Origin of the sequence: Alkalihalobacillus trypoxylicola (genome assembly GCF_001590785.1) — a bacterium.
Taxonomy (GTDB): domain Bacteria; phylum Bacillota; class Bacilli; order Bacillales; family Bacillaceae_D; genus Alkalihalobacillus; species Alkalihalobacillus trypoxylicola.
Genome location: NZ_LTAO01000039.1, coordinates 69799 through 87901, shown reverse-complemented (window position 1 = coordinate 87901; position 18103 = coordinate 69799). Strand labels below are relative to the sequence as shown.

Below are 18103 nucleotides of genomic sequence, written 5' to 3'. Positions count from 1 at the left end.
AATCACTCCCTCTTACCTTTTATATATTGACCGTCGAATAAAAACAGTCTTAACAATAAATAAAGGGACGGAATCAGAAGAAGCATTCCTAAAATAAAGGCAACAATTAATGCAATGGCCATCGCCTCGTTTGTAAATCCATCAAAAATGGTTAAATGAGGATACAATAAGTATGGATAATGGGAAATTCCGTATCCAAAAAAGGCAAAAGCAAATTGACCAATTAACAGGCTGAGAGCGACTCCGTATTTTCTTTTTTTCCAGATAAAATAAACGGTCCCTATCCACATTAAGAATGAAACGGCAAACAACCACCAAAGTCCCATAAGTTGATTAAAGTGAACTTCATTATGATGCTGCAGTTCAATGATAATTCCCGAAGCGGCAATGATTAACGGGACGGCCCAAATAAGAGAGTATTTTCTCATCAAAGCTGTTGCTCCCTCATCACCTGTTTTATGTGAATACCAAGTAAGAAATACAGCTGAAATATAAAGGACAGCAATAATACTTAGTATAACAATTGCCCAGGTTAATGGACTTAAAAATAAGCTGAGATAGTCTAACGTTGGTTCACCATTTTGAATCGTTACAAAACCACCTGTTGCGATGGTCAGAACAATCGATAAGGAGGCGGGTATAAGAATACCAGAAGCACCATACATGAAGGCATAGCCTCGGTGCCCCTTTGTCCCATATGCTTCAAATGCATAATAGGAGCCTCGAATCGCCAGTAATATTAACGCAATACTACCAGGAATCAATAAAATCGTTCCGAAATAGAAGGCTGTTTCTGGGAAAAAGCCTACCATTCCCACGAAGAAAAAGACAAAGAATACATTGGTTACCTCCCATACAGGAGATAAATACCTCTGAATAATTTTTGATACAATATGCTGCTTTCCTGTGAGCAAGCTATAAGCATTAAAGAAGCCAGCACCATAATCGATCGACCCGATAATGACATAACCGAATAAGAAGAGCCATAGCACTGAAATACCGATAATTTCTAGACTCATTTCGAATCACTTCCTGACATCTCGTTTGATTCAATTTCAGGAGGGTTGTTTTTAAACATTTTTCTTAATACTACAACGGTCCCAATTCCTAAAATAAGATAGAGGAGCGTAAATAAGATAAACATAATCCCAACATGGTCACTTGTAGTAGCTGCTTCATCAATCGTCATAATGCCTCTTAGAATCCAAGGCTGACGACCAACCTCGGCCAACCACCATCCAGCCTGAATGGCTAGGAAGGATAAAGGACCTCCTAATACAATTAGCCAGCGATACCATCTTTGTTGGACAAAGCTCCAGCCTCTCCACTGAGCAATCCAATAAATAAAGGAAAGCCCAAGCATGAACATGCCTATTGTAACCATCGTATCGAAGAAGTAATGAATGACTAAAGGCGGCTGATGCTCTTCAGGAAATTCCTCTAAACCAATCACCTCAGCCGAAGGTGAACCATGGGCAAGAATACTTAGTGCTAAAGGAATCTCAATCGCATATCGTGGTTCATTGTTTTCATCAAGCACACCCCATAAAACTAAAGGAGCATTATCTGATGTTTCAAAATGCCATTCTGCTGCCGCTAATTTCTCAGGCTGATATTCGGCTAAATATTTACCAGAAAAATCTCCGATAATAGCTGAGGCAATCGCAAAGATAAAACCAATCTTCATTAACAAATTCAAAGATTTTTTATGATAATTTTTGTTCGCGCCCTGCAATAAACGAAAGGCTGCTATTGCCGCTAATACAAAAGCAACGGTCATATAGCCTGTTGCTAAAACATGGGCAACCTTAGTTGGCATAGAAACAGTAAACATAGCAGCAATTGGATTAACATTTACAAGCTCGCCATTTACAAGCTCAAATCCACCTGGTGAATTCATAAACGAATTAACGACTGTAATAAAATAGGCAGACATCGCTCCACCTATAGCAACAGGAATTAATAGTAATAAATGCTTCTTAGGATTGTCGAACCTGTCCCAAGTATATAAATAAATACCTAGAAAAATCGCTTCAAAGAAAAAAGCGAATACTTCCATAAATAGTGGCAATGCAATAATATGACCGGCTAGTTCCATAAAGCTTGGCCAAAGTAAGGATAATTGTAATCCTATTGCTGTTCCGGTTACGACACCGACAGCAACGGTCACTACAAAACCTCTTGCCCAGCGTCTAGCCATCAGTAGGTAATGAGGGTCATTCTTTCTGATCCCTACCCATTGAAATATCATAATCATAAGTGGGAGGCCGACTCCAATAGTGGCATAGAAAATATGAAATGATAACGTTAGTAGAGTCAGCATTCGACTCATAAAGACAGGGTCGTCGAATAACATATATTAAAACCTCCTTCTCTATTTAAAGGTGTAAAATATCAATATATACTACTATAATAGTATTATTTTTTGGTTAAAAAAGACGAGGAATACAGCAAATTCATAAGATAGTCACAACTTATTGTCATTTTTGTTAAGGCATAATACACCAATAAGAAAACATCCCTAAGGATAAAAGGATGTTAAATATTTCATTCAATATGTAATATTTTACAATCTACTGTTTTATATTAGTCATCTTGATTCGATTCCCACATTTTGTTCCTTTAAAACGTTTCTATTTTTGTTTTTTACTGTGTCATTTACATGTTCGAGGAGTTACTTTATAGAGTTGGAAAAATTTAGATTTAATTAAATTTACTCTATGATAATATGTATTAGGGAGGGGGGTTATTTTATGATAGAGAATTTAAAATCATTAATTACAAATACTGAAGATTCTGAAACGAAGACGATCCTTTTTCAGATTTTAATTAGAATAAAAATGTTAGAAGACAATCAACTATCAGAAAAACAATTATCCGGAGATTTACTAAAAATTTATAAAGATTTTCTAAAATATAAAACATCCACAAACTTGAAATCATATGATTACGATAAGGATGCTGTGCACATTGTGTTTGGTGGTACTCAAGCTGGGAGTATCGCACAAATGTTGAAAAATCAGAATTTACTAGAAAGAGAAGCGGTTATTAGTTTTGATGAACGTTTTTCGATAGGTCCTATTTGGAATCTACATGAGAATGAAGGGATTCAACATCGGTCAGATTGGATAGTGAATCATATTAATCTCGAGAATGAGCAATTAGAAGATTATCAGGAAACATTTATTAAAAAAATAGATGAAATAAAATCGATAGAAACAAAAGCTAAGATCGTTATCTGGGTAGGTGATAACGCTCATGAGCAAACGGCTCTATTATACATCCTTTATACGTTGAAAAATCATTCAAATGAAATTCAATGTATACATGCCACTAAAGATTATCAGGAAATACAACCAGGTGATACGCATGTTCCTTTACATATTGGTGAGATGCTACCTGAGAGTCTAAGTATAATATATGATTTACACAAAAATTCTCCTGCTTTATCGGCAGAAGAGAAAAAGGTATACGAAGACAACTGGGAATATTTAGCGACAAAAACAGAAGTTCTAAGAATCTGGTCAAAGCAACGTATTCAACATGTCGCCGAAAATTATTATGATGATGATATTCTGGCTGTCATTTCCCATTTGCATAATGAGCAAAAGGAAAAGGATTTTATTAAAGCTTCAAGAATAATTGGTGAACTATTAGGCTGTATCGAACAGGATATAGGTGACTTATATTTTGAATACAGAATGAGAATGCTCCTATTTCAAGGTATGCTTGAGATAAAAGGAGTTCCTAAAGCTTGGCGTTATTATAGTGTTAGAAAAAAGGAATATGCTGATTATTAAAGGTGGTAGGAGGTGAAAACATGAAGAATTGGAAAGTAATAAAATACTTCGTACCTGCTATTTCGTTAGCTCTCATTTCCCTTCTTATGGCTTTATTAAAAAGTGATTTATTTTTATTTGCGATAATCGGTAGTTGGATTTGTTTGTTTTTAGCGTCTAAAAAAGCAGATTACTTCTATCAACAAAAAGCCAATCAGTTATAAACACAGTTCATATAGATTATGGAGTAAAAGGGGTCTTTTTATGAAATATACAATCACGATATTAACCGCGGTACTATTATTTTTAAGTATTTTTTCTACCCCACTAGTTTTAGCAGAAACTCTGGATGATACTACTCCATCTGGAGTTTCATTTGAAGATTTAGACATATTTATTAATGAATATGTGGATGAGTATATAGGAGAAACCTTAACAGGAGCTAGTGTTATCCTTTTAAAAAATGGGGAGGTTGTCTTTTCAAAAGGCTATGGCTTGGCTGATATGGATAATGGTAAGGAAGTCGATCCTGACACGACCTTGATGGAGTGGGGATCGGTTAGTAAAGTGGTCACATGGATTGCTGTCATGCAGTTGGTTGAAGAAGGAAAAATCGATTTAAATGAAGATATATCAACCTATCTGCCTGACTCATTTTTAACAAAGCTTAGCTATTCCGAACCTATTACCATGTATCATCTCATGCATCATACAGCTGGCTTTGAAGAATATTTGTTTGATTTAGGCTATTCTGATCCTACTGAAATTGTCAGTTTAAAAGAAGGGTTAATTAAAACCGAACCAAATCAAGTATATCCACCAGGTGAAGTAGTCGCTTATTCTAATTATTCAACAGCACTTGCGGGTTATATCGTTGAACTTTTAAGTGGACAGTCCTTTGATGAATATGTGAAAGACCATATATTTGAACCATTAGGTATGGATACTACAGAATACAATGTAGTCAATCATGAAGAAATGGCAAAGGGTTATGTCCAGACAGGGCCTGGACAGTTTCAAGAATATCAGCCTTTTTTCATGTCATTATATCCAGCAGGTGCCCTCAGTGGTTCAGCGATGGATTTAGCGAAGCTTGCTTCCGCTTTGACGAATCAGGAAGAAGCTCTAACTCTTTTTAAGGATATAGAAACTCTTAATACTTTTTTAACAACAAGCTATTCTCCTGTGGAAGGCTTTGCTATCAATGCCCATGGTTTATGGGAATATAAAGGTAACTATCGTGGTCTTGGTCATGGTGGAAACACCGATGCCTTTTCAGCTAACTTTCACCTCGTACCAGAGCAGCAATTTTCAATTGTCATTTTGACTAATCAGGCTGGAGAAATAGATGTATCGATAGGACTTATAGAAGCGTTAGTAACCGAAATGGACCATTCAATAGACAGCAATGAGGGTTTCGAGGCATCTTCTGTAGAGGGTACTTATTTGTCTGGACGCAGGACGCATAACAGTTTTATAAACTTGTATTATTATCTAATTCCGTTAAAGGTAACAAGCTTGAATGACAATGAAATAAATGTAAGTCTAGCTGGGATGAATGCAACTTATGTGCAAACACAACCCTATCTATATGAGATGGTAACCGGAGCACCTTTCTATCATACTATGAAAGAGATTTATTTCCATGTTGAGAATGGTCATGTATCGAAAATCTCTGCACCAATCAGTGATTATTTACCGTTACCGCAAAGCAAAGCATCTCTTTATATTCAGGCTGTTCTGTTTGTGATTTGTTCGGTTTATTTTCTACTATCTCCTTTTGTTCTAATTGTAAGGTGGATAGTTAGCAAAATACGTAGGGAAAAGGTTTTTAAAACAGTTAAATGGAGTACCTTTATCCAGCTATCTGGTTTTGGAATGTTAGTAAATACAATCGTATTAATTATAAGAATGCTGAGTAATTTTAGTCGCTCTTATAGTGATATAAAGGTTCATTTTATTATCAATTATCTATTTACTGGATTAATCACCCTATCGATCATTTTACTTAGTATTTATGCAGTAAGAAATACATTAACAAAGGGGCAAAAATTCAGATCCTTGATTTCTATAGTTATGGCTATTATGTTTCTACTTTTATTAATGACTTGGTCTTTTTACCAATAAGGAGATAAAAAAATAAAATCAAATAATAATAGATTAAGAACTTAGTCAAAGAAACCATCAACCTTTTTTAGATAAAAATATCACCACCTTTTGAAAAAAATATGTTATTTCATTCCTTAAGTTACAGAATTTGTTCAGTATTTTTTAATACTATAAAAGAGAGGAACCTTAAATTCTGTGATGGAGGTGGCTAGTATGGTAAAGGCTAATGTTTTGTTTTTTAATGGGGTCGACGATTTAATTGATTCGAGATTATTAGAAGCAGATAATTTAGAGGAATTAAAACAACAGGCAGATAAAATAGCACGTACGATGCTCGTTTTGTCTCCTGTTGTCACTTGGGAGGCGCATTCAAAAATACTTCAAGGAAAAGAAATTAGAGTCAATGAATCGGTATCTTATTTCTTTAATAATCGTCCATATTAGAAATGGGGAATAAAAAGTGTTTAAATCTATTTCTGACGTTGATTCTAAACGGGTAACCGCTGCGTGGAATGAAGGCTTTTCTGATTATTTAGTCTCTATTAAAATGTCTAATGAGCAGCTCATGAATCGAATCGAGAAACAAAAGCTATCATGGACATTATCAAGTATTTATACTAAAGGCAACGAGATAGCAGGAGTTATTTTAATCGGAATCGAAATCTTTCAAAATGTGAAGCAATTATGGATTGGTGGCATGTCTGTTATTCCTAAATTCAGAGGGGAAGGAATAGCCAATCAGATGCTAAGCTATGCCTATAATATCGCTAAAAGAAATGATTGTGCGGAAATAGTATTAGAGGTTTTGTCAGAAAATAAGAAGGCTTTGCAACTCTATCAAAATAATGGCTTTTTGATAAAGAATGAATTAATAGTGGCTGAGCTACCGGCCATGAACCCCATTACATCTGGTGATGAAGAGCTAGAAATGCAGAGAAAAGAGACAGCGGAGTCTATAGATTGGCAGTCATTTCTTACTCCCTGGCAGAGTCGGTTACGTGATGAAGAAGCTATGAATGTAGAAGTGTATATTCATGCAAAAAGAGTAGGCCATCTAACATTTACTAAGTATCAAAACAGTGTATCGATTCTGCAACTTAACTTGATTGAAAAGGATTATTTTCGAAATCTTTCAACGATTTTATCTCAGTTCCAAAATGATTGTGGAATCGAGCGAGTTTTCTTACATAATGTCATCATAAATAGAGAAAGTCAGGCAGCTTTTGAAAAACTTGAATTAATCAATGAAAAGAGACAATTTCAAATGAAAAAAATGGTAGAGTAAAGAATACGATGATTTAGAATAGAGGAATGGTATGACTTTAGATCCTTAAAAGAGAGTTTAAAATCATTTCATGAGGGAAGTAAGCGTCATGAGGAAAACACAACGATTAATAGAAATAATGATGACGGTAAGTAAAAGAAGAAAGTTTACGGCAAAAGAGTTAGCACTTGAATTTGGTGTTTCCTATCGTACGATATTACGTGATTTGGAAGAGCTAAGTTCAATGGGGGTGCCACTTTACTCTGAAACAGGGGCAGATGGAGGCTATTATTTTTTAAATGAGCGAATGCTACCACCGGTATTTCTAAAGGAGTCAGAAGCTGTACTCCTTTATTTTGCTTATGAGTCTTTGAAATATTATGCTGCCTTACCATATGAAACTGAAGTGGATTATGTATTAAAGAAAATGTATCAAAACCTGCCTCAAGAAGCGAAAGAACGAGTGGATGCGATGAAGGACCGTATAGTATTTTGGAGCCCTCACCGAATGCAAAGGACAACCTATCTTGAAATGTTACTAAATGCTGCTGTTGAGCAATCTACTTTAATGATTCACTATGAAGGACGAGCTGGGGAGGAGAAAAGAGTTATTCAACCAGTTGGTTTATATAGCCATAATGGCTTTTGGTACTGCCCGGCTTACTGTTTTTTACGAAAACAATTTCGTTTATTCAGAGCGGATCGTATTCATTCTGCTGAGCCGGCTGAGACACCAGCGATTCATTTACCTTATTCATCCGTTTTGGAATGGATACAGCTATCAGAAGCTACTATGAAAAATCCCGTGCCTTTTTCCGTTGTTTTATCAAAAGAAGGAGTAAGAAGAGCGATTTCGGATATAGATTTAGCCAAAATGGTTATAGTGAATAAAGAAGGGGAAGGATTCATAGAAACATTCATTCCGAAATCAGAGTGGAGATTTTTTGCTGACCTTATTTGGAATCTTGGAAATGAAGCTTTTATCAAAGAACCACAAGAAGCCGTTACTTACTTTAAGGATAAGCTATTACAATTACAAAAATACTACAAATGAGTGAATTTCATCATTGCTTTATAAGTGAATAAAACCGACCAATTATTAAAAAAATGTCCTGAATGTTTGCGAAATCGCTCGCTGATTGAAACGGTAGGTAGTGACTCCTAAAGGAAAAGCGCCGTTTGAAAATCCACTCTGGCGAAGCCCAGCCTAGTCAGAGTTAGCTGAAGACAAGCCCTTGGGGAAGCATCTACCTAAAGTGAAAATCAAAAACCTAAATGGTCGGTTTTCATTAAAAGAAAGAAATGAAGAAGTGGGTTTAAGTGAATAAAACCAACCATTTATTATAAAAATGTCTTGAATGTTTGCAAAATAATCACTTCTTGATTGAAACGGTAGGTAGGGACTCCCAAAGAATGAGCGCAGTCTGAAAATCCACTCTGACGAAGCCTTGCGTAGTCAGAGTTAGCTGAAGACAAGCCCTTGGGAAAGCATCTACCTAAAGAGAAAATCAAAAACCTAACCGATGGGTTTTCATTTAAGAACATGCATGATGAAATTGATTCAAATAATAAATGAAATAATAGTGACAAAACTTGTCATCATTAATGGTTATAGTAAAAAAGAAAGGAAGGGATAAAATGAATTCGACTGATTTATTAAGGGAAACGCTATTAGAAGAAATGGGACGAGGAATAAAGTCAATGGAAGGGCTGCTCAGAAAAGTTGAGGATAAAGATTGGAATTACAAGCCAAATGAGAAGATGAGAAGTTTAAAAGAACTAGCCAATCACATTATTGCTATTCCAGAAGTCGATTTAGAAATATGGAAAGAAAAAAGTCATGAAGAGATTCAACGCTTAGAGCTAGCTTATGAACGTTTAGAAAATGTCGACCAAATGATTGAGGCAATGAATAAGGGTTTTCAATTATATAAAACCTATATGCTATCACTATCCGAAGTGGATTTCCTAAGTAAAAAAACAAAACCCTTTTACTTAGAGGAAGGACAAGTACAAGCACATTGGCTGATAGAGGATGTTTCGCATATTTTCCATCACAGAGGTCAATTTTTTAATTACTTAAAGCAACTTGACTATGATGTGAGTATGAATGACCTTTATGTATAATGATTTCCCCCTATTAGACAGAAATTTATTCTAATAGGGGGGATTTTTTTATAAAAAGCCTATCTGTTCTTTTATGTTCTGTAGATTAGCTTTACTTATTTCTCTTGCTTGCTCTGCTCCTTCTTTTAATAGCTTATCGAGCTTTTGAGGAGAAGACGTTAATTCAACATATCTTTCGCGAGGTTCTTCAAGAAATTGATTCATGACTTTATACACCTCGTTCTTCGCATCGCCCCAACCAATGCCCTCAGCAAATTGCTTTCTCATTCGCAAGGTGTCTTCTGGAGAAGCAAATTCTTGATATAACTGAAATATAGAAGATGTGTCAGGGTCCTTTGGAGCTTCAGGCGGGAGTGAGTCGGTTACTATTTTATTAATAAGCTTTCTAAGCTTTTTAGGTTCTTCAAACAGTGGTATCGTATTTCCGTAGCTTTTACTCATTTTCCTTCCATCCAAACCTGGTAAAACAGCTGTTTCCTTTTGTATACGATATTCTGGTAATGTAAAGGTTTCTCCAAAATGATGGTTGAAGGACAGAGCGATATCTCTAGCAATTTCAATATGCTGAATTTGATCCTTTCCTACAGGAACAATATCCGACTTGAACAAAAGGATATCCGATGCCATCAAAATGGGATAATTGTATAATCCCATATTAACACCACTGTCCGAGTCTTTATTGGAAGTGATATTATCGTCTACTATTGATTTATAAGCGTGGGCTCTATTCATTAGTCCTTTAGGTGCCATACAACTAAGAATCCACGTTAATTCGAAAATTTCGGGTATATCGGATTGTTTATAAAAGATGACTTCTTGAGGCTCTAACCCTAGAGCTAGCCATGTGGCAGCTACTCCATAAGTAAGCTCTTTGAATTTACTCACATCATAGCCTTTAGTAATGGCATGATAATCAGCAATAAAGTATAAGGGCTGATATTCTTTGTCTTTAGCTAGAGCAAGTGCAGGCTTAATGGCGCCAATGTAATTTCCAAGATGAATTTGCCCAGTTGGCTTAATCCCAGTTAGTATCGTTTTTCTCATTACTATACCTCCTTATTTAAATACATACAAAAAAGGCTACTCATCCAAAAAAAGGACGAGTAACCCGTGGTGCCACCTTCATTCGTTTATATTGGTATATAAACGCGCTTTATCCGTACAGGAAAAAAGCTTTTCCAATACTTTGTCTTTTTTATCGGTAAGACCTTCCGCTAGACCTACTACAAGGTTCAATCTAGAAGCTCAGAAGCCCATTCAACAATATCCTGTACTGATTCACACCAACCATCAGCTCTCTATAACATTACAATTGTTTACTCCTCTTCATCATTGCTTTCATGATATTAGCTACATTTTAGAGCATAGTATTAGGATGGTCAATAGCTAAATAACTTAACCATTGATGCTAATAAAAAACGTTCAAAACATCATCTAGAATTACTTGAGATATAGAGGTATAGTTAAAAATATGAGTGAGAATATAATCGGTGAACAAAGTTTTATGAGCTAAATGGATAAATGATAGAAATCGAAGCCAACAGATAGTGATTTTATCGCTGGATTAAAACCGATATTTATCCAAGTTATAAAGAAGGAGAGATGACCATGAGTACCTTTCATGATTTTTTAGAGAAGATTGACAACCCGGAGCATAAACAAAGAATGGAGGAAATTTTAACGTGGGTAAAGGAGGAGTTTCCTCACCTAGATCCCGAAATAAAATGGAATCAACCCATGTATACGGACCATGGCACGTTTATTATTGGCTTTAGTGTTTCAAAAAAGCATATAGCTGTAGCCCCTGAAAATGTAGGTATGAATCAATTTCTCGATCAAATAGAAAAAGTGGGATACGACCATACGAAGGAATTAATCCGTATTAAATGGACGGATGAAGTTCATTACTCCTTGCTCCAAGAAATCATTGCTTTTAATATCATGGATAAAGCAGATTGCACGTCCTTTTGGAGAAAATAAAGGTTAGGTTGTTTCGCTATATGAGATGATTTAGAAGCAGGCTATGCCTGAAATTAATTTTTATTTAGGAGTCTATTTCATCATTGCTTTATAAGGTAACGATAAAAATGTACTGAATGTTTGCGAATTCACTCGTTGATTGTAACGGTAGGTAGTAACTCCAAAAGGATGAGCGCCGTTTTAAGATCCACTCTGACAACAAGCCCTTGGGAAAGCATCTACCTAAAGTGAAAACCAAAACCTAATCGATCGGTTTCCATTAACAGATATGAATGAAAATTCATTCAAGTAGATCAATGTTTTGCATTAGATATATGATTAGAGAGAATTAATAAAAGAGAAGGATGTTGTAAAATGAAAATATCACGAAACCCTGATAATATTCATCAGCCTGTTGCCGCCTATGTGCATCAAATGGAGGTGTCGGGACACAATAGATGGTTAAATTTATCTGGTCAACTAGGAATGGATTTAGATGGAACCATTCCTGATTCTCCTTTAGAGCAATTGGAGCTAGCATTGCTTAATGTGAAAAAAAACCTGGAAGCTGCTCAGATGGAAGTAAAAGATTTAACAAAGCTCGTTTTTTACTTAGTTGGTGATTTTGATATCGATAAAAGAAGGAAAGTAGTGACTGATTTTTTGGATGGACACCTACCATGCACAACGATGATATACGTAGTAGCTTTGGCAGCGCCTGCTTTTAAAGTAGAAATAGATGCGTGGGCATGTCAAGAAATCAAATCATAAGCAGTGTAAAAATAATGGGAATTTCGACCAGAATTAGATGCTCAAGCTGGTGGATAGATCATTTGTAGTAATGGCTTAATTAATGAAGGGGCTAACCATTGTTAATTAAACGCTTGATTAATTAAATTCTTAGACTTGATCTTTGAATAGAAAAGGTATATTCTATTGTAGATATAAAAGGTCTATAATAGTTTTATAAGAGGTGTTATGAATGAAATATTCAAAAGCAACCAATTATGCTCTTCATACGATGGTCCATTTAGCTCTAGTACCGGGTGGAAAAGCGGTTGGAGTGGAGTATCTTGCTCAAGAACAGAAGGTTTCTCCTACCTATCTTTCGAAAATATTAACGAAGCTCGTAAAAGCGGGTTTAATTGAATCTACACCAGGAGTGAATGGAGGATATCGTTTAATTAAACAAGCAGAAGACATTTCTTTTTTAGATGTGATTCAAGCTATAGAAGGTACGACCACCTTGTTTAGCTGTTCTAGTTTAGACCACGAGCCTTTAACGTTTCATAAAGGCTGTTATATTCAGAAGGTTATGCTAGAAAGTGAAGGGAAAATGAAGAATGAACTAAAAAATCGAAAAATATCGGAAGTGGTTGAAGCAGCGAAAGAGGACAAGAAATAAGGACTGTAGCTTTTCGTTGCTTAGCCTTAGTCCTTTGCTAACCATTTATTATTGAGCAAAACATCTGAAAAGAGTTTTTTTACACTAATTATAGACATTATGAATCTTTAATGGAGGTAATAGAGATGGAAAAAGCAGTATTAGATTGTGTGATTATCGGTGGAGGTCCAGCTGGTTTAAATGCAGCTCTTGTTTTAGGAAGAGCGAGGAAAAAGGTGTTACTATTTGATGATAATCAACCTAGAAATGCGGTCGTACAAGAATCGCATGGCTTTATTACAAGAGATGGAATTAGCCCTAAGGAATTTAGAAGCATAGCCAAAACCGATATAAGTAAATATCCTTCCGTACAGCTAAGGGAAGTGAGAATTAAAAAGGTCATGAAGGAAAATCATCTATTTGTCGTTGAAACAGAAGAAGGACAGCATTATCATTCTCGAAAATTAATTTTAGCTACCGGTTTGAAGGATAGGCTACCGACTATTGATGGAATTCAAGCTCTTTATGGAACGTCTCTGTTCAGTTGTCCGTTTTGTGATGGCTGGGAATTAAGAGATAAGAAGTTGGTCGTTATATCTGAGAGCGATCATATCCATCATTATATTAAATTGATTTACAATTGGAGTCAGGATGTAGTGGTTTGTACGAACGGAAAGCAGTTATTTGATAAGGAAGAAAAGGAAACATTAGCTAAAAAAGGAATCCAATTATATGAACAAGAAATAGGAAAATTAGTAGGAGATAATGGATATTTAGAGAAAGTCATTTTTAAAAATGGAGTTGAAATAAATAGAGAAGGAGGCTTTGTTACAACCGATCTTGTGCAAGCTACGAATATAGCAGAAAAGCTTGGTGTTCCTTTAATGTCAGATGGTCAATTAGAAGTAGCTGATTTTGGTAGAACAAATGTAGAAGGCCTATTTATAGCGGGTGACAGTGCCAATATGTTCTCAGCACAATTAATTATTGCAGCTAGTACAGGTAGTAAATCTGCTCTGGCAGTAGTAGCAGAGCTAGTAAATGAAGATTTTTAGGGGAAATAAGCAAAAACGTTGATTTTTTAATGCTGGAACCATACTCATGAATGAATCCACACATGTTAAATGCGGCTGTTCGCTTCCCCAAGGCGCTTTCGTCCGGTGAGGTGCTGCTGAACTAATTTTTCATAGGGAATCTACCCGTTCAACAGAGCCCTCCTTCTTATGAAAAGAAGAAGGGTTCATGGTCCGTACTTGTGGTTGCATCCATTACACATCATTTCAAATTTCTTCATACGATGATTATAAATCAGGTTTTGTCCCGGGCTGTTTTGGTGATGATCTGTTAGCTGTTCCTGCACCTTCAGAATGGTACTTCTCCTTGATTCTTTATCGATCTACCATATCTTGGTATAATGGGTATGAAAGAAGTTAGGAATTCCGTAGCATATTTGAAAACATAAGAGTAAATGTTGCTACACATAGCAGAGATAATCGTCGTTATTTTAGAAAGAGGCCTCGTATGGAAACCGAATATCTTCATTATTTTGATAGCAATGAAACATATTTAGGAGTGAAAACGAGAGAAGAAATTCATCAAAAAGGGTTGTGGCATGAGACCTTTCATTGCTGGTTTATAAGTAAAGAGAACGGAAAGTGCTATATTCATTTTCAATTAAGATCTCAACAAAAAAAGGATTATCCTTCTGTATTCGATATAACAGCTGCTGGGCATATCATGGAAAATGAAACGATTTCTGATGGAGTTCGGGAAGTGCAGGAGGAGCTAGGGATTGCGTTGACGCTTGATGATTTAAAATATATTGGAAAAATAAAAGATGAAATGATACAACCTAACTTAATTGATAGGGAATTTGCTCATGTATTTATTTATTTCATACCTCATCAGTCACTGCCAGCCTATCAATTTCAGGTAGAAGAAGTTTCGGGTGTATTTAAAGTAGAAATCAATCAATTTATCCAATTATGGATGGAAGAAATTGAGATGATTATGGTAGCAGGGGAAATATTAAACGAGCATTTAGAAATGGTAGAGACTCTGCGTTCTGTACAGAAGCAGGATTTCCTACCTCATAGTGATGACTACATAGCTAGAGTAATAGATGAAATGAAAAAGATCTTATAGATACTATCGTAAAACGAGTTGATATTATGAATTTGAAGTTATAAAGGGTAAGATGAGGGTATCGTATAGTGATGACGGCTTTAAAGATTTATTTCTTTAAAGTCTTTTCTTTTATGTGAGTGAATTGACTTCTTGATTGTAAAGGTAGGTAGTGACTCCCAAAGGATGAGCGCCGTTTGAAGATCCACTCTGAAGACAAGCCCTTGGGAAAGCATCTACTTAAAGTGAAAATCAAAACCTAAATGGTCGGTTTTAAAAGGTATGAGTGATGAAATTGATTTATGTAGTTAAAAGAAAGCGAAAAGCTATGTGGAGAGGACAGAATACATCTCCTATGAAAATCGTGAATACTTTAATAGAGGAATCACCTAATCTCGTTAGGAGGAAGGTGACGGAATAGCTTAAGGCCATCATGTTAAATAAGACTTAAGAAGGAGATAAATACCGTCCTCAGCCTATTAATGAAAATTCGTTTTTCTTTTACAATAAAAATGTAAGAAAGGGAGGTTATTCTATGAGAATACCAAAAGTAGTCGGAATCACTAGCTGGCTCTTAACTTGTTTATATTTTGTCATTGAGCCACTTTTTATTTGGACCTCTACCGTTCCTTATTCCTATCTAAATCAAGCAATGAGTGATTTAGGGGTAACAGCCTGTGGAGAAAATACCTATCCATCCGTATCTTTCGAAATTTGTTCTCCTTATGCAGAGTGGATGAATATTCTCTTTATCATAAATGGCATTACTTTTATCATAGGTGTCCTTTATTTAGCTCAATACTTAGAGATTAATTGGAGAAATACACTGGCTACTCTGTTTATCCTCTTGATAGGGATAGGGAATATTTTCTCAGGCATCTACCCTGCAAATATTGATTTATTTTGGCATTCTATTTTTGTTGTTATTGGAATGATTACCATTTTCCCTGGTATGTGGTTGTACGGTAAGAGTTTAGCAAGAGGTAAGTATTGGACGTATTTTTGCTGTATAACTTTATTTGTAGTTACTTTACTAATCCTGTTAGGAATCTTTATTTACATGCCATTAGGCTTATTGCAGAGACTTTTTTACTTCATTCTCTTTATATGGGGCTTCATTTTATCTATAAAATTATCAAAGGCTTAACGAAAGTGCTTCTTGTACGAAAAGGAAAAGTAAAGCTATATTGGACGGAAAAGAGCTGACCAGTTGGGTAAGAGTCAAAAGGGAGCGTTCTATCGAACGGTAAAGTGCGTCGCCCTTTTGGTCAGCAAAGCTCATAAAAGAAGACGCTCTGAGATTCTAGTGATAGAGCTAGAGTCCTGAGCGCCTTTCCTGGTTATTTAATGGGAGTAAGGTTATTCTCAATTTCTTGTCGCTTTTCCTCTAAGAATGGTGGTAAGTCTAATGATTCACCTAATGTCTCTATATCACTATCGACGGTAAAGCCGGGACCATCTGTGGCAATTTCAAATAAGATGCCATTCGATTCTCTGAAATAAAGACTTTTAAAGTAATAACGATCGACAATCCCTGAGGTTTGAAAGCCTCTTGCTTTAACTTGCTGTTCCCAAAATAAAAGCTCTTCATCGTCTTTTGCTCTAATCGCTAGGTGATGAATGCTACCGCGGCCTGGTTTTTCATTTAAGCCATCCTGCTCCTTCACTACGATTTCACCAAATGCTTCTCCTTCAATGGATTGGAAAATCGCTTCATTTTCAGAACGATGAACCTCTTTAAACTTAAAGATTTGTGTTAGGGTATTAGCGATTTTTTCCAGTCTTTTCACCGTAATTTCAATCGAGCCCATACCTTGAATTTGATGCTCCACAGGTACTTCAGAGCGCTCCCAATTTTGCCAAAAATCTAATTTTACTCCATTGGAAGATAGTAAAACCATTCTTAATCCTTCATGGTCTTCAAAAGGAAGTGCAGGACGATTTCCATATGTTGTGATATCCTCATGCAGAACTCCCAATTCTTCAAAACGGTTTTTCCAAAAAAGTAGGCTGCTTTCAGAAGGAACAAGTAAGCCTATCCTAGTAATAGCATTTGTCCCTCTATGTGTACGACCAACTGGAGGTATTTCAAAAAAAGTGAGTTCCGTACCAGGACTTCCCGTTCGATCTCCATAAAATAAATGATACATGGAGGGTTCGTCTTGATTTACCGTCATTTTTACTCGTCTTAAGCCAAGTATGTTCTTATAAAAGTGATTATTTTGATTCGCGTCTTTTGTGACCATTGATATATGATGGTGTCCAGAAATAGAGTGCATGTAATAAGACCTCCTCGTTGGAATCTTCATACTTATTAAAAAGAATGTACTTCCTTCTCTAAAGTTAACCAAAAAAAAGGATGATATGCTAGTAATAAGCCTTTTGTGCTGAAAAAGAAAATGTTATTCTTCTTTTTCTTTAAAATATGATACTGAAAATAGCGACATACCGAGAGCTAAACCTAAAGCCAATGATAAGCTTGTCCAATAGGTTGAACCTGGTTCTTTAAAGAAATAAGTATGAATAATCCCTACGATAGAGAAGGAGATAAAATAAAGAATAAAGGTAGTAAGTATTTTTCGTTTTATAGTAGAGGATTTCTTTCTAAAGCGAAAAAGCGATGTAACGAGAAAATAGAGAAAAAATGATAGAGAAAAAATGGCATAAAAAATGAAATAATAAGAGACCCACACGTGGTCGATATCCATAACAATGATTACAATAGTGGCAATTGTTGCTACAATAAAAGAGAGATAGATTACAAATATCGGTTTTATGTTCATTAAGCATCCTCGCTTTCTTCTTAGCAATTATCACATAAAGTAGGTATTTTTGTATATTAATATTTTACTAGTAGAGTAAGGAGAGATTACGTATGGCAGCAGAAAAAAAGAAAAGAAAGAAGATACAGGGCTGGGTACTTAGTATTTGGGCTTTTGCGATATTACAAATCTTTTTCATTATCATAGAGTTTGCTGATTGGTCACCTAACCTAAGAGAACTGAAAGGGACTATTCTAGGAACATTGGCGCAAACGACCTTTTTCGAAGAATGGTTTAACCTCTATACTTTGCCACAGCTTAACGTTGTGACGGTGATTTTTACCATTATCCTTTTACCGTATGCTATTAATAGTGCCGTAAAGGATTATAAAGCAAGAAAAGAAAAGTGAAACAGATTGTGGGTAGAAGCGTAAAAAAAGACATAAAGCATTCATAAGGAAAAGCTCTATTGGACGGAAAGTAGTGCTGAGCAAGGAAAAGAGTCAAAAGGAAAAGCTCTATTCACCCGAAAGGCGAGCGATCCCAGGAAAAGAGTCAAAAGGAAAAGCTCTATTCACCCGAAAGACGAACGATA

At 35.7% G+C, this 18103-nt stretch carries 19 protein-coding genes and 1 other annotated feature; of the genes, 14 read left to right on the top strand and 5 right to left on the bottom strand.

The genetic code is table 11. From position 1 onward, the window contains the following. Window positions 1-2 precede the first annotated feature (2 nt). Together AZF04_RS19545 and AZF04_RS19540 are read right to left on the bottom strand one after the other, a co-directional pair. Window positions 3-1019, bottom strand: coding sequence for a cytochrome d ubiquinol oxidase subunit II (locus AZF04_RS19545; protein ID WP_045483617.1), 1017 nt, complete (start codon window positions 1017-1019; stop codon window positions 3-5). Next, window positions 1016-2356 (bottom strand): cytochrome ubiquinol oxidase subunit I, encoded by a 1341-nt coding sequence (locus tag AZF04_RS19540; RefSeq protein WP_061950232.1) that lies wholly within the window; start codon window positions 2354-2356, stop codon window positions 1016-1018. The genes AZF04_RS19545 and AZF04_RS19540 overlap by 4 nt, the downstream gene beginning before the upstream one ends. Window positions 2357-2753: 397 nt before the next feature. On the opposite strand from AZF04_RS19540, the gene AZF04_RS19535 reads away from it, so the two are divergent. The 7 genes from AZF04_RS19535 to AZF04_RS19505 all read left to right on the top strand — a co-directional run bounded on the left by AZF04_RS19535 (window position 2754) and on the right by AZF04_RS19505 (window position 9279). Continuing rightward, window positions 2754-3800, top strand: a complete 1047-nt coding sequence (locus AZF04_RS19535; protein ID WP_061950231.1) for a DUF1835 domain-containing protein — start codon at window positions 2754-2756, stop codon at window positions 3798-3800. A gap of 20 nt (window positions 3801-3820) precedes the next feature. After that, the gene (locus AZF04_RS19530) at window positions 3821-4003 is read left to right on the top strand and encodes a hypothetical protein (RefSeq protein ID WP_061950230.1); all 183 of its coding nucleotides are present in this window, start codon (window positions 3821-3823) and stop codon (window positions 4001-4003) included. Between the two features lie 40 nt (window positions 4004-4043). Next, the gene (locus AZF04_RS19525; protein ID WP_061950229.1) at window positions 4044-5906 is read left to right on the top strand and encodes a serine hydrolase domain-containing protein; all 1863 of its coding nucleotides are present in this window, start codon (window positions 4044-4046) and stop codon (window positions 5904-5906) included. 195 nt (window positions 5907-6101) lie between these two features. After that, a complete protein-coding gene (locus AZF04_RS19520) occupies window positions 6102-6332 on the top strand; it encodes a hypothetical protein (RefSeq protein ID WP_061950228.1) in 231 nt (76 codons plus the stop codon). A gap of 16 nt (window positions 6333-6348) precedes the next feature. After that, window positions 6349-7173, top strand: coding sequence for a GNAT family N-acetyltransferase (locus AZF04_RS19515; RefSeq protein WP_061950227.1), 825 nt, complete (start codon window positions 6349-6351; stop codon window positions 7171-7173). Window positions 7174-7261: 88 nt separating this feature from the next. Beyond that, window positions 7262-8206, top strand: a complete 945-nt coding sequence (locus AZF04_RS19510; protein WP_061950226.1) for a helix-turn-helix transcriptional regulator — start codon at window positions 7262-7264, stop codon at window positions 8204-8206. Between the two features lie 584 nt (window positions 8207-8790). Continuing rightward, window positions 8791-9279, top strand: coding sequence for a DinB family protein (locus AZF04_RS19505; RefSeq protein ID WP_061950225.1), 489 nt, complete (start codon window positions 8791-8793; stop codon window positions 9277-9279). Between the two features lie 48 nt (window positions 9280-9327). On the opposite strand, the gene AZF04_RS19500 is transcribed toward AZF04_RS19505, so the two are convergent. Beyond that, complete coding sequence (locus AZF04_RS19500) at window positions 9328-10323, bottom strand: tryptophan--tRNA ligase (RefSeq protein WP_061950224.1); 996 nt, start codon at window positions 10321-10323, stop codon at window positions 9328-9330. A gap of 48 nt (window positions 10324-10371) precedes the next feature. After that, window positions 10372-10621 (bottom strand) — a binding site (T-box leader). A gap of 266 nt (window positions 10622-10887) precedes the next feature. Between AZF04_RS19500 and AZF04_RS19495 the strand changes: the two genes are divergently transcribed. From AZF04_RS19495 to AZF04_RS19470, 6 genes are all read left to right on the top strand, one after another. Further along, a complete protein-coding gene (locus AZF04_RS19495; protein ID WP_061950223.1) occupies window positions 10888-11259 on the top strand; it encodes an iron chaperone in 372 nt (123 codons plus the stop codon). A 354-nt stretch (window positions 11260-11613) separates the two neighbouring features. Next, window positions 11614-12009: a RidA family protein gene (locus AZF04_RS19490; RefSeq protein ID WP_061950222.1), complete on the top strand. Its 396-nt coding sequence runs from the start codon at window positions 11614-11616 to the stop codon at window positions 12007-12009. A 211-nt stretch (window positions 12010-12220) separates the two neighbouring features. Then, the gene (locus AZF04_RS19485) at window positions 12221-12643 is read left to right on the top strand and encodes an RrF2 family transcriptional regulator (protein WP_061950221.1); all 423 of its coding nucleotides are present in this window, start codon (window positions 12221-12223) and stop codon (window positions 12641-12643) included. 125 nt (window positions 12644-12768) lie between these two features. Continuing rightward, window positions 12769-13677, top strand: a complete 909-nt coding sequence (locus tag AZF04_RS19480) for an NAD(P)/FAD-dependent oxidoreductase (RefSeq protein ID WP_061950220.1) — start codon at window positions 12769-12771, stop codon at window positions 13675-13677. A 466-nt stretch (window positions 13678-14143) separates the two neighbouring features. Continuing rightward, entirely contained in the window at window positions 14144-14767 is a 624-nt protein-coding gene (locus AZF04_RS19475) for an NUDIX hydrolase (RefSeq protein ID WP_061950219.1), read from the top strand. Between the two features lie 514 nt (window positions 14768-15281). Further along, complete coding sequence (locus tag AZF04_RS19470) at window positions 15282-15893, top strand: DUF998 domain-containing protein (protein ID WP_061950218.1); 612 nt, start codon at window positions 15282-15284, stop codon at window positions 15891-15893. A 193-nt stretch (window positions 15894-16086) separates the two neighbouring features. Here AZF04_RS19470 and AZF04_RS19465 read toward each other — a convergent pair whose 3' ends face one another. Beyond that, window positions 16087-17025 (bottom strand): ring-cleaving dioxygenase, encoded by a 939-nt coding sequence (locus tag AZF04_RS19465; protein ID WP_061950217.1) that lies wholly within the window; start codon window positions 17023-17025, stop codon window positions 16087-16089. A 123-nt stretch (window positions 17026-17148) separates the two neighbouring features. After that, window positions 17149-17529, bottom strand: a complete 381-nt coding sequence (locus AZF04_RS19460) for a hypothetical protein (RefSeq protein WP_061950216.1) — start codon at window positions 17527-17529, stop codon at window positions 17149-17151. A gap of 92 nt (window positions 17530-17621) precedes the next feature. Here AZF04_RS19460 and AZF04_RS19455 point away from each other — a divergent pair, with 92 nt between their 5' ends. Next, window positions 17622-17918, top strand: a complete 297-nt coding sequence (locus tag AZF04_RS19455; protein WP_061950215.1) for a YfzA family protein — start codon at window positions 17622-17624, stop codon at window positions 17916-17918. Window positions 17919-18103 lie beyond the last annotated feature (185 nt).

Bases quoted from the DNA above. Each gene is read 5' to 3' on its own strand.
- AZF04_RS19490 (WP_061950222.1), top strand. From the start codon at position 11,614: ATGAAAATATCACGAAACCCTGATAATATTCATCAGCCTGTTGCCGCC.
- AZF04_RS19520 (WP_061950228.1), top strand. From the start codon at position 6,102: ATGGTAAAGGCTAATGTTTTGTTTTTTAATGGGGTCGACGATTTAATT.
- AZF04_RS19510 (WP_061950226.1), top strand. From the start codon at position 7,262: ATGAGGAAAACACAACGATTAATAGAAATAATGATGACGGTAAGTAAA.
- AZF04_RS19475 (WP_061950219.1), top strand. From the start codon at position 14,144: ATGGAAACCGAATATCTTCATTATTTTGATAGCAATGAAACATATTTA.
- AZF04_RS19495 (WP_061950223.1), top strand. From the start codon at position 10,888: ATGAGTACCTTTCATGATTTTTTAGAGAAGATTGACAACCCGGAGCAT.
- AZF04_RS19500 (WP_061950224.1), bottom strand. From the start codon at position 10,323: ATGAGAAAAACGATACTAACTGGGATTAAGCCAACTGGGCAAATTCAT.
- AZF04_RS19485 (WP_061950221.1), top strand. From the start codon at position 12,221: ATGAAATATTCAAAAGCAACCAATTATGCTCTTCATACGATGGTCCAT.
- AZF04_RS19455 (WP_061950215.1), top strand. From the start codon at position 17,622: ATGGCAGCAGAAAAAAAGAAAAGAAAGAAGATACAGGGCTGGGTACTT.
- AZF04_RS19460 (WP_061950216.1), bottom strand. From the start codon at position 17,529: ATGAACATAAAACCGATATTTGTAATCTATCTCTCTTTTATTGTAGCA.
- AZF04_RS19480 (WP_061950220.1), top strand. From the start codon at position 12,769: ATGGAAAAAGCAGTATTAGATTGTGTGATTATCGGTGGAGGTCCAGCT.
- AZF04_RS19535 (WP_061950231.1), top strand. From the start codon at position 2,754: ATGATAGAGAATTTAAAATCATTAATTACAAATACTGAAGATTCTGAA.
- AZF04_RS19470 (WP_061950218.1), top strand. From the start codon at position 15,282: ATGAGAATACCAAAAGTAGTCGGAATCACTAGCTGGCTCTTAACTTGT.
- AZF04_RS19530 (WP_061950230.1), top strand. From the start codon at position 3,821: ATGAAGAATTGGAAAGTAATAAAATACTTCGTACCTGCTATTTCGTTA.
- AZF04_RS19545 (WP_045483617.1), bottom strand. From the start codon at position 1,019: ATGAGTCTAGAAATTATCGGTATTTCAGTGCTATGGCTCTTCTTATTC.
- AZF04_RS19505 (WP_061950225.1), top strand. From the start codon at position 8,791: ATGAATTCGACTGATTTATTAAGGGAAACGCTATTAGAAGAAATGGGA.
- AZF04_RS19540 (WP_061950232.1), bottom strand. From the start codon at position 2,356: ATGTTATTCGACGACCCTGTCTTTATGAGTCGAATGCTGACTCTACTA.
- AZF04_RS19525 (WP_061950229.1), top strand. From the start codon at position 4,044: ATGAAATATACAATCACGATATTAACCGCGGTACTATTATTTTTAAGT.
- AZF04_RS19465 (WP_061950217.1), bottom strand. From the start codon at position 17,025: ATGCACTCTATTTCTGGACACCATCATATATCAATGGTCACAAAAGAC.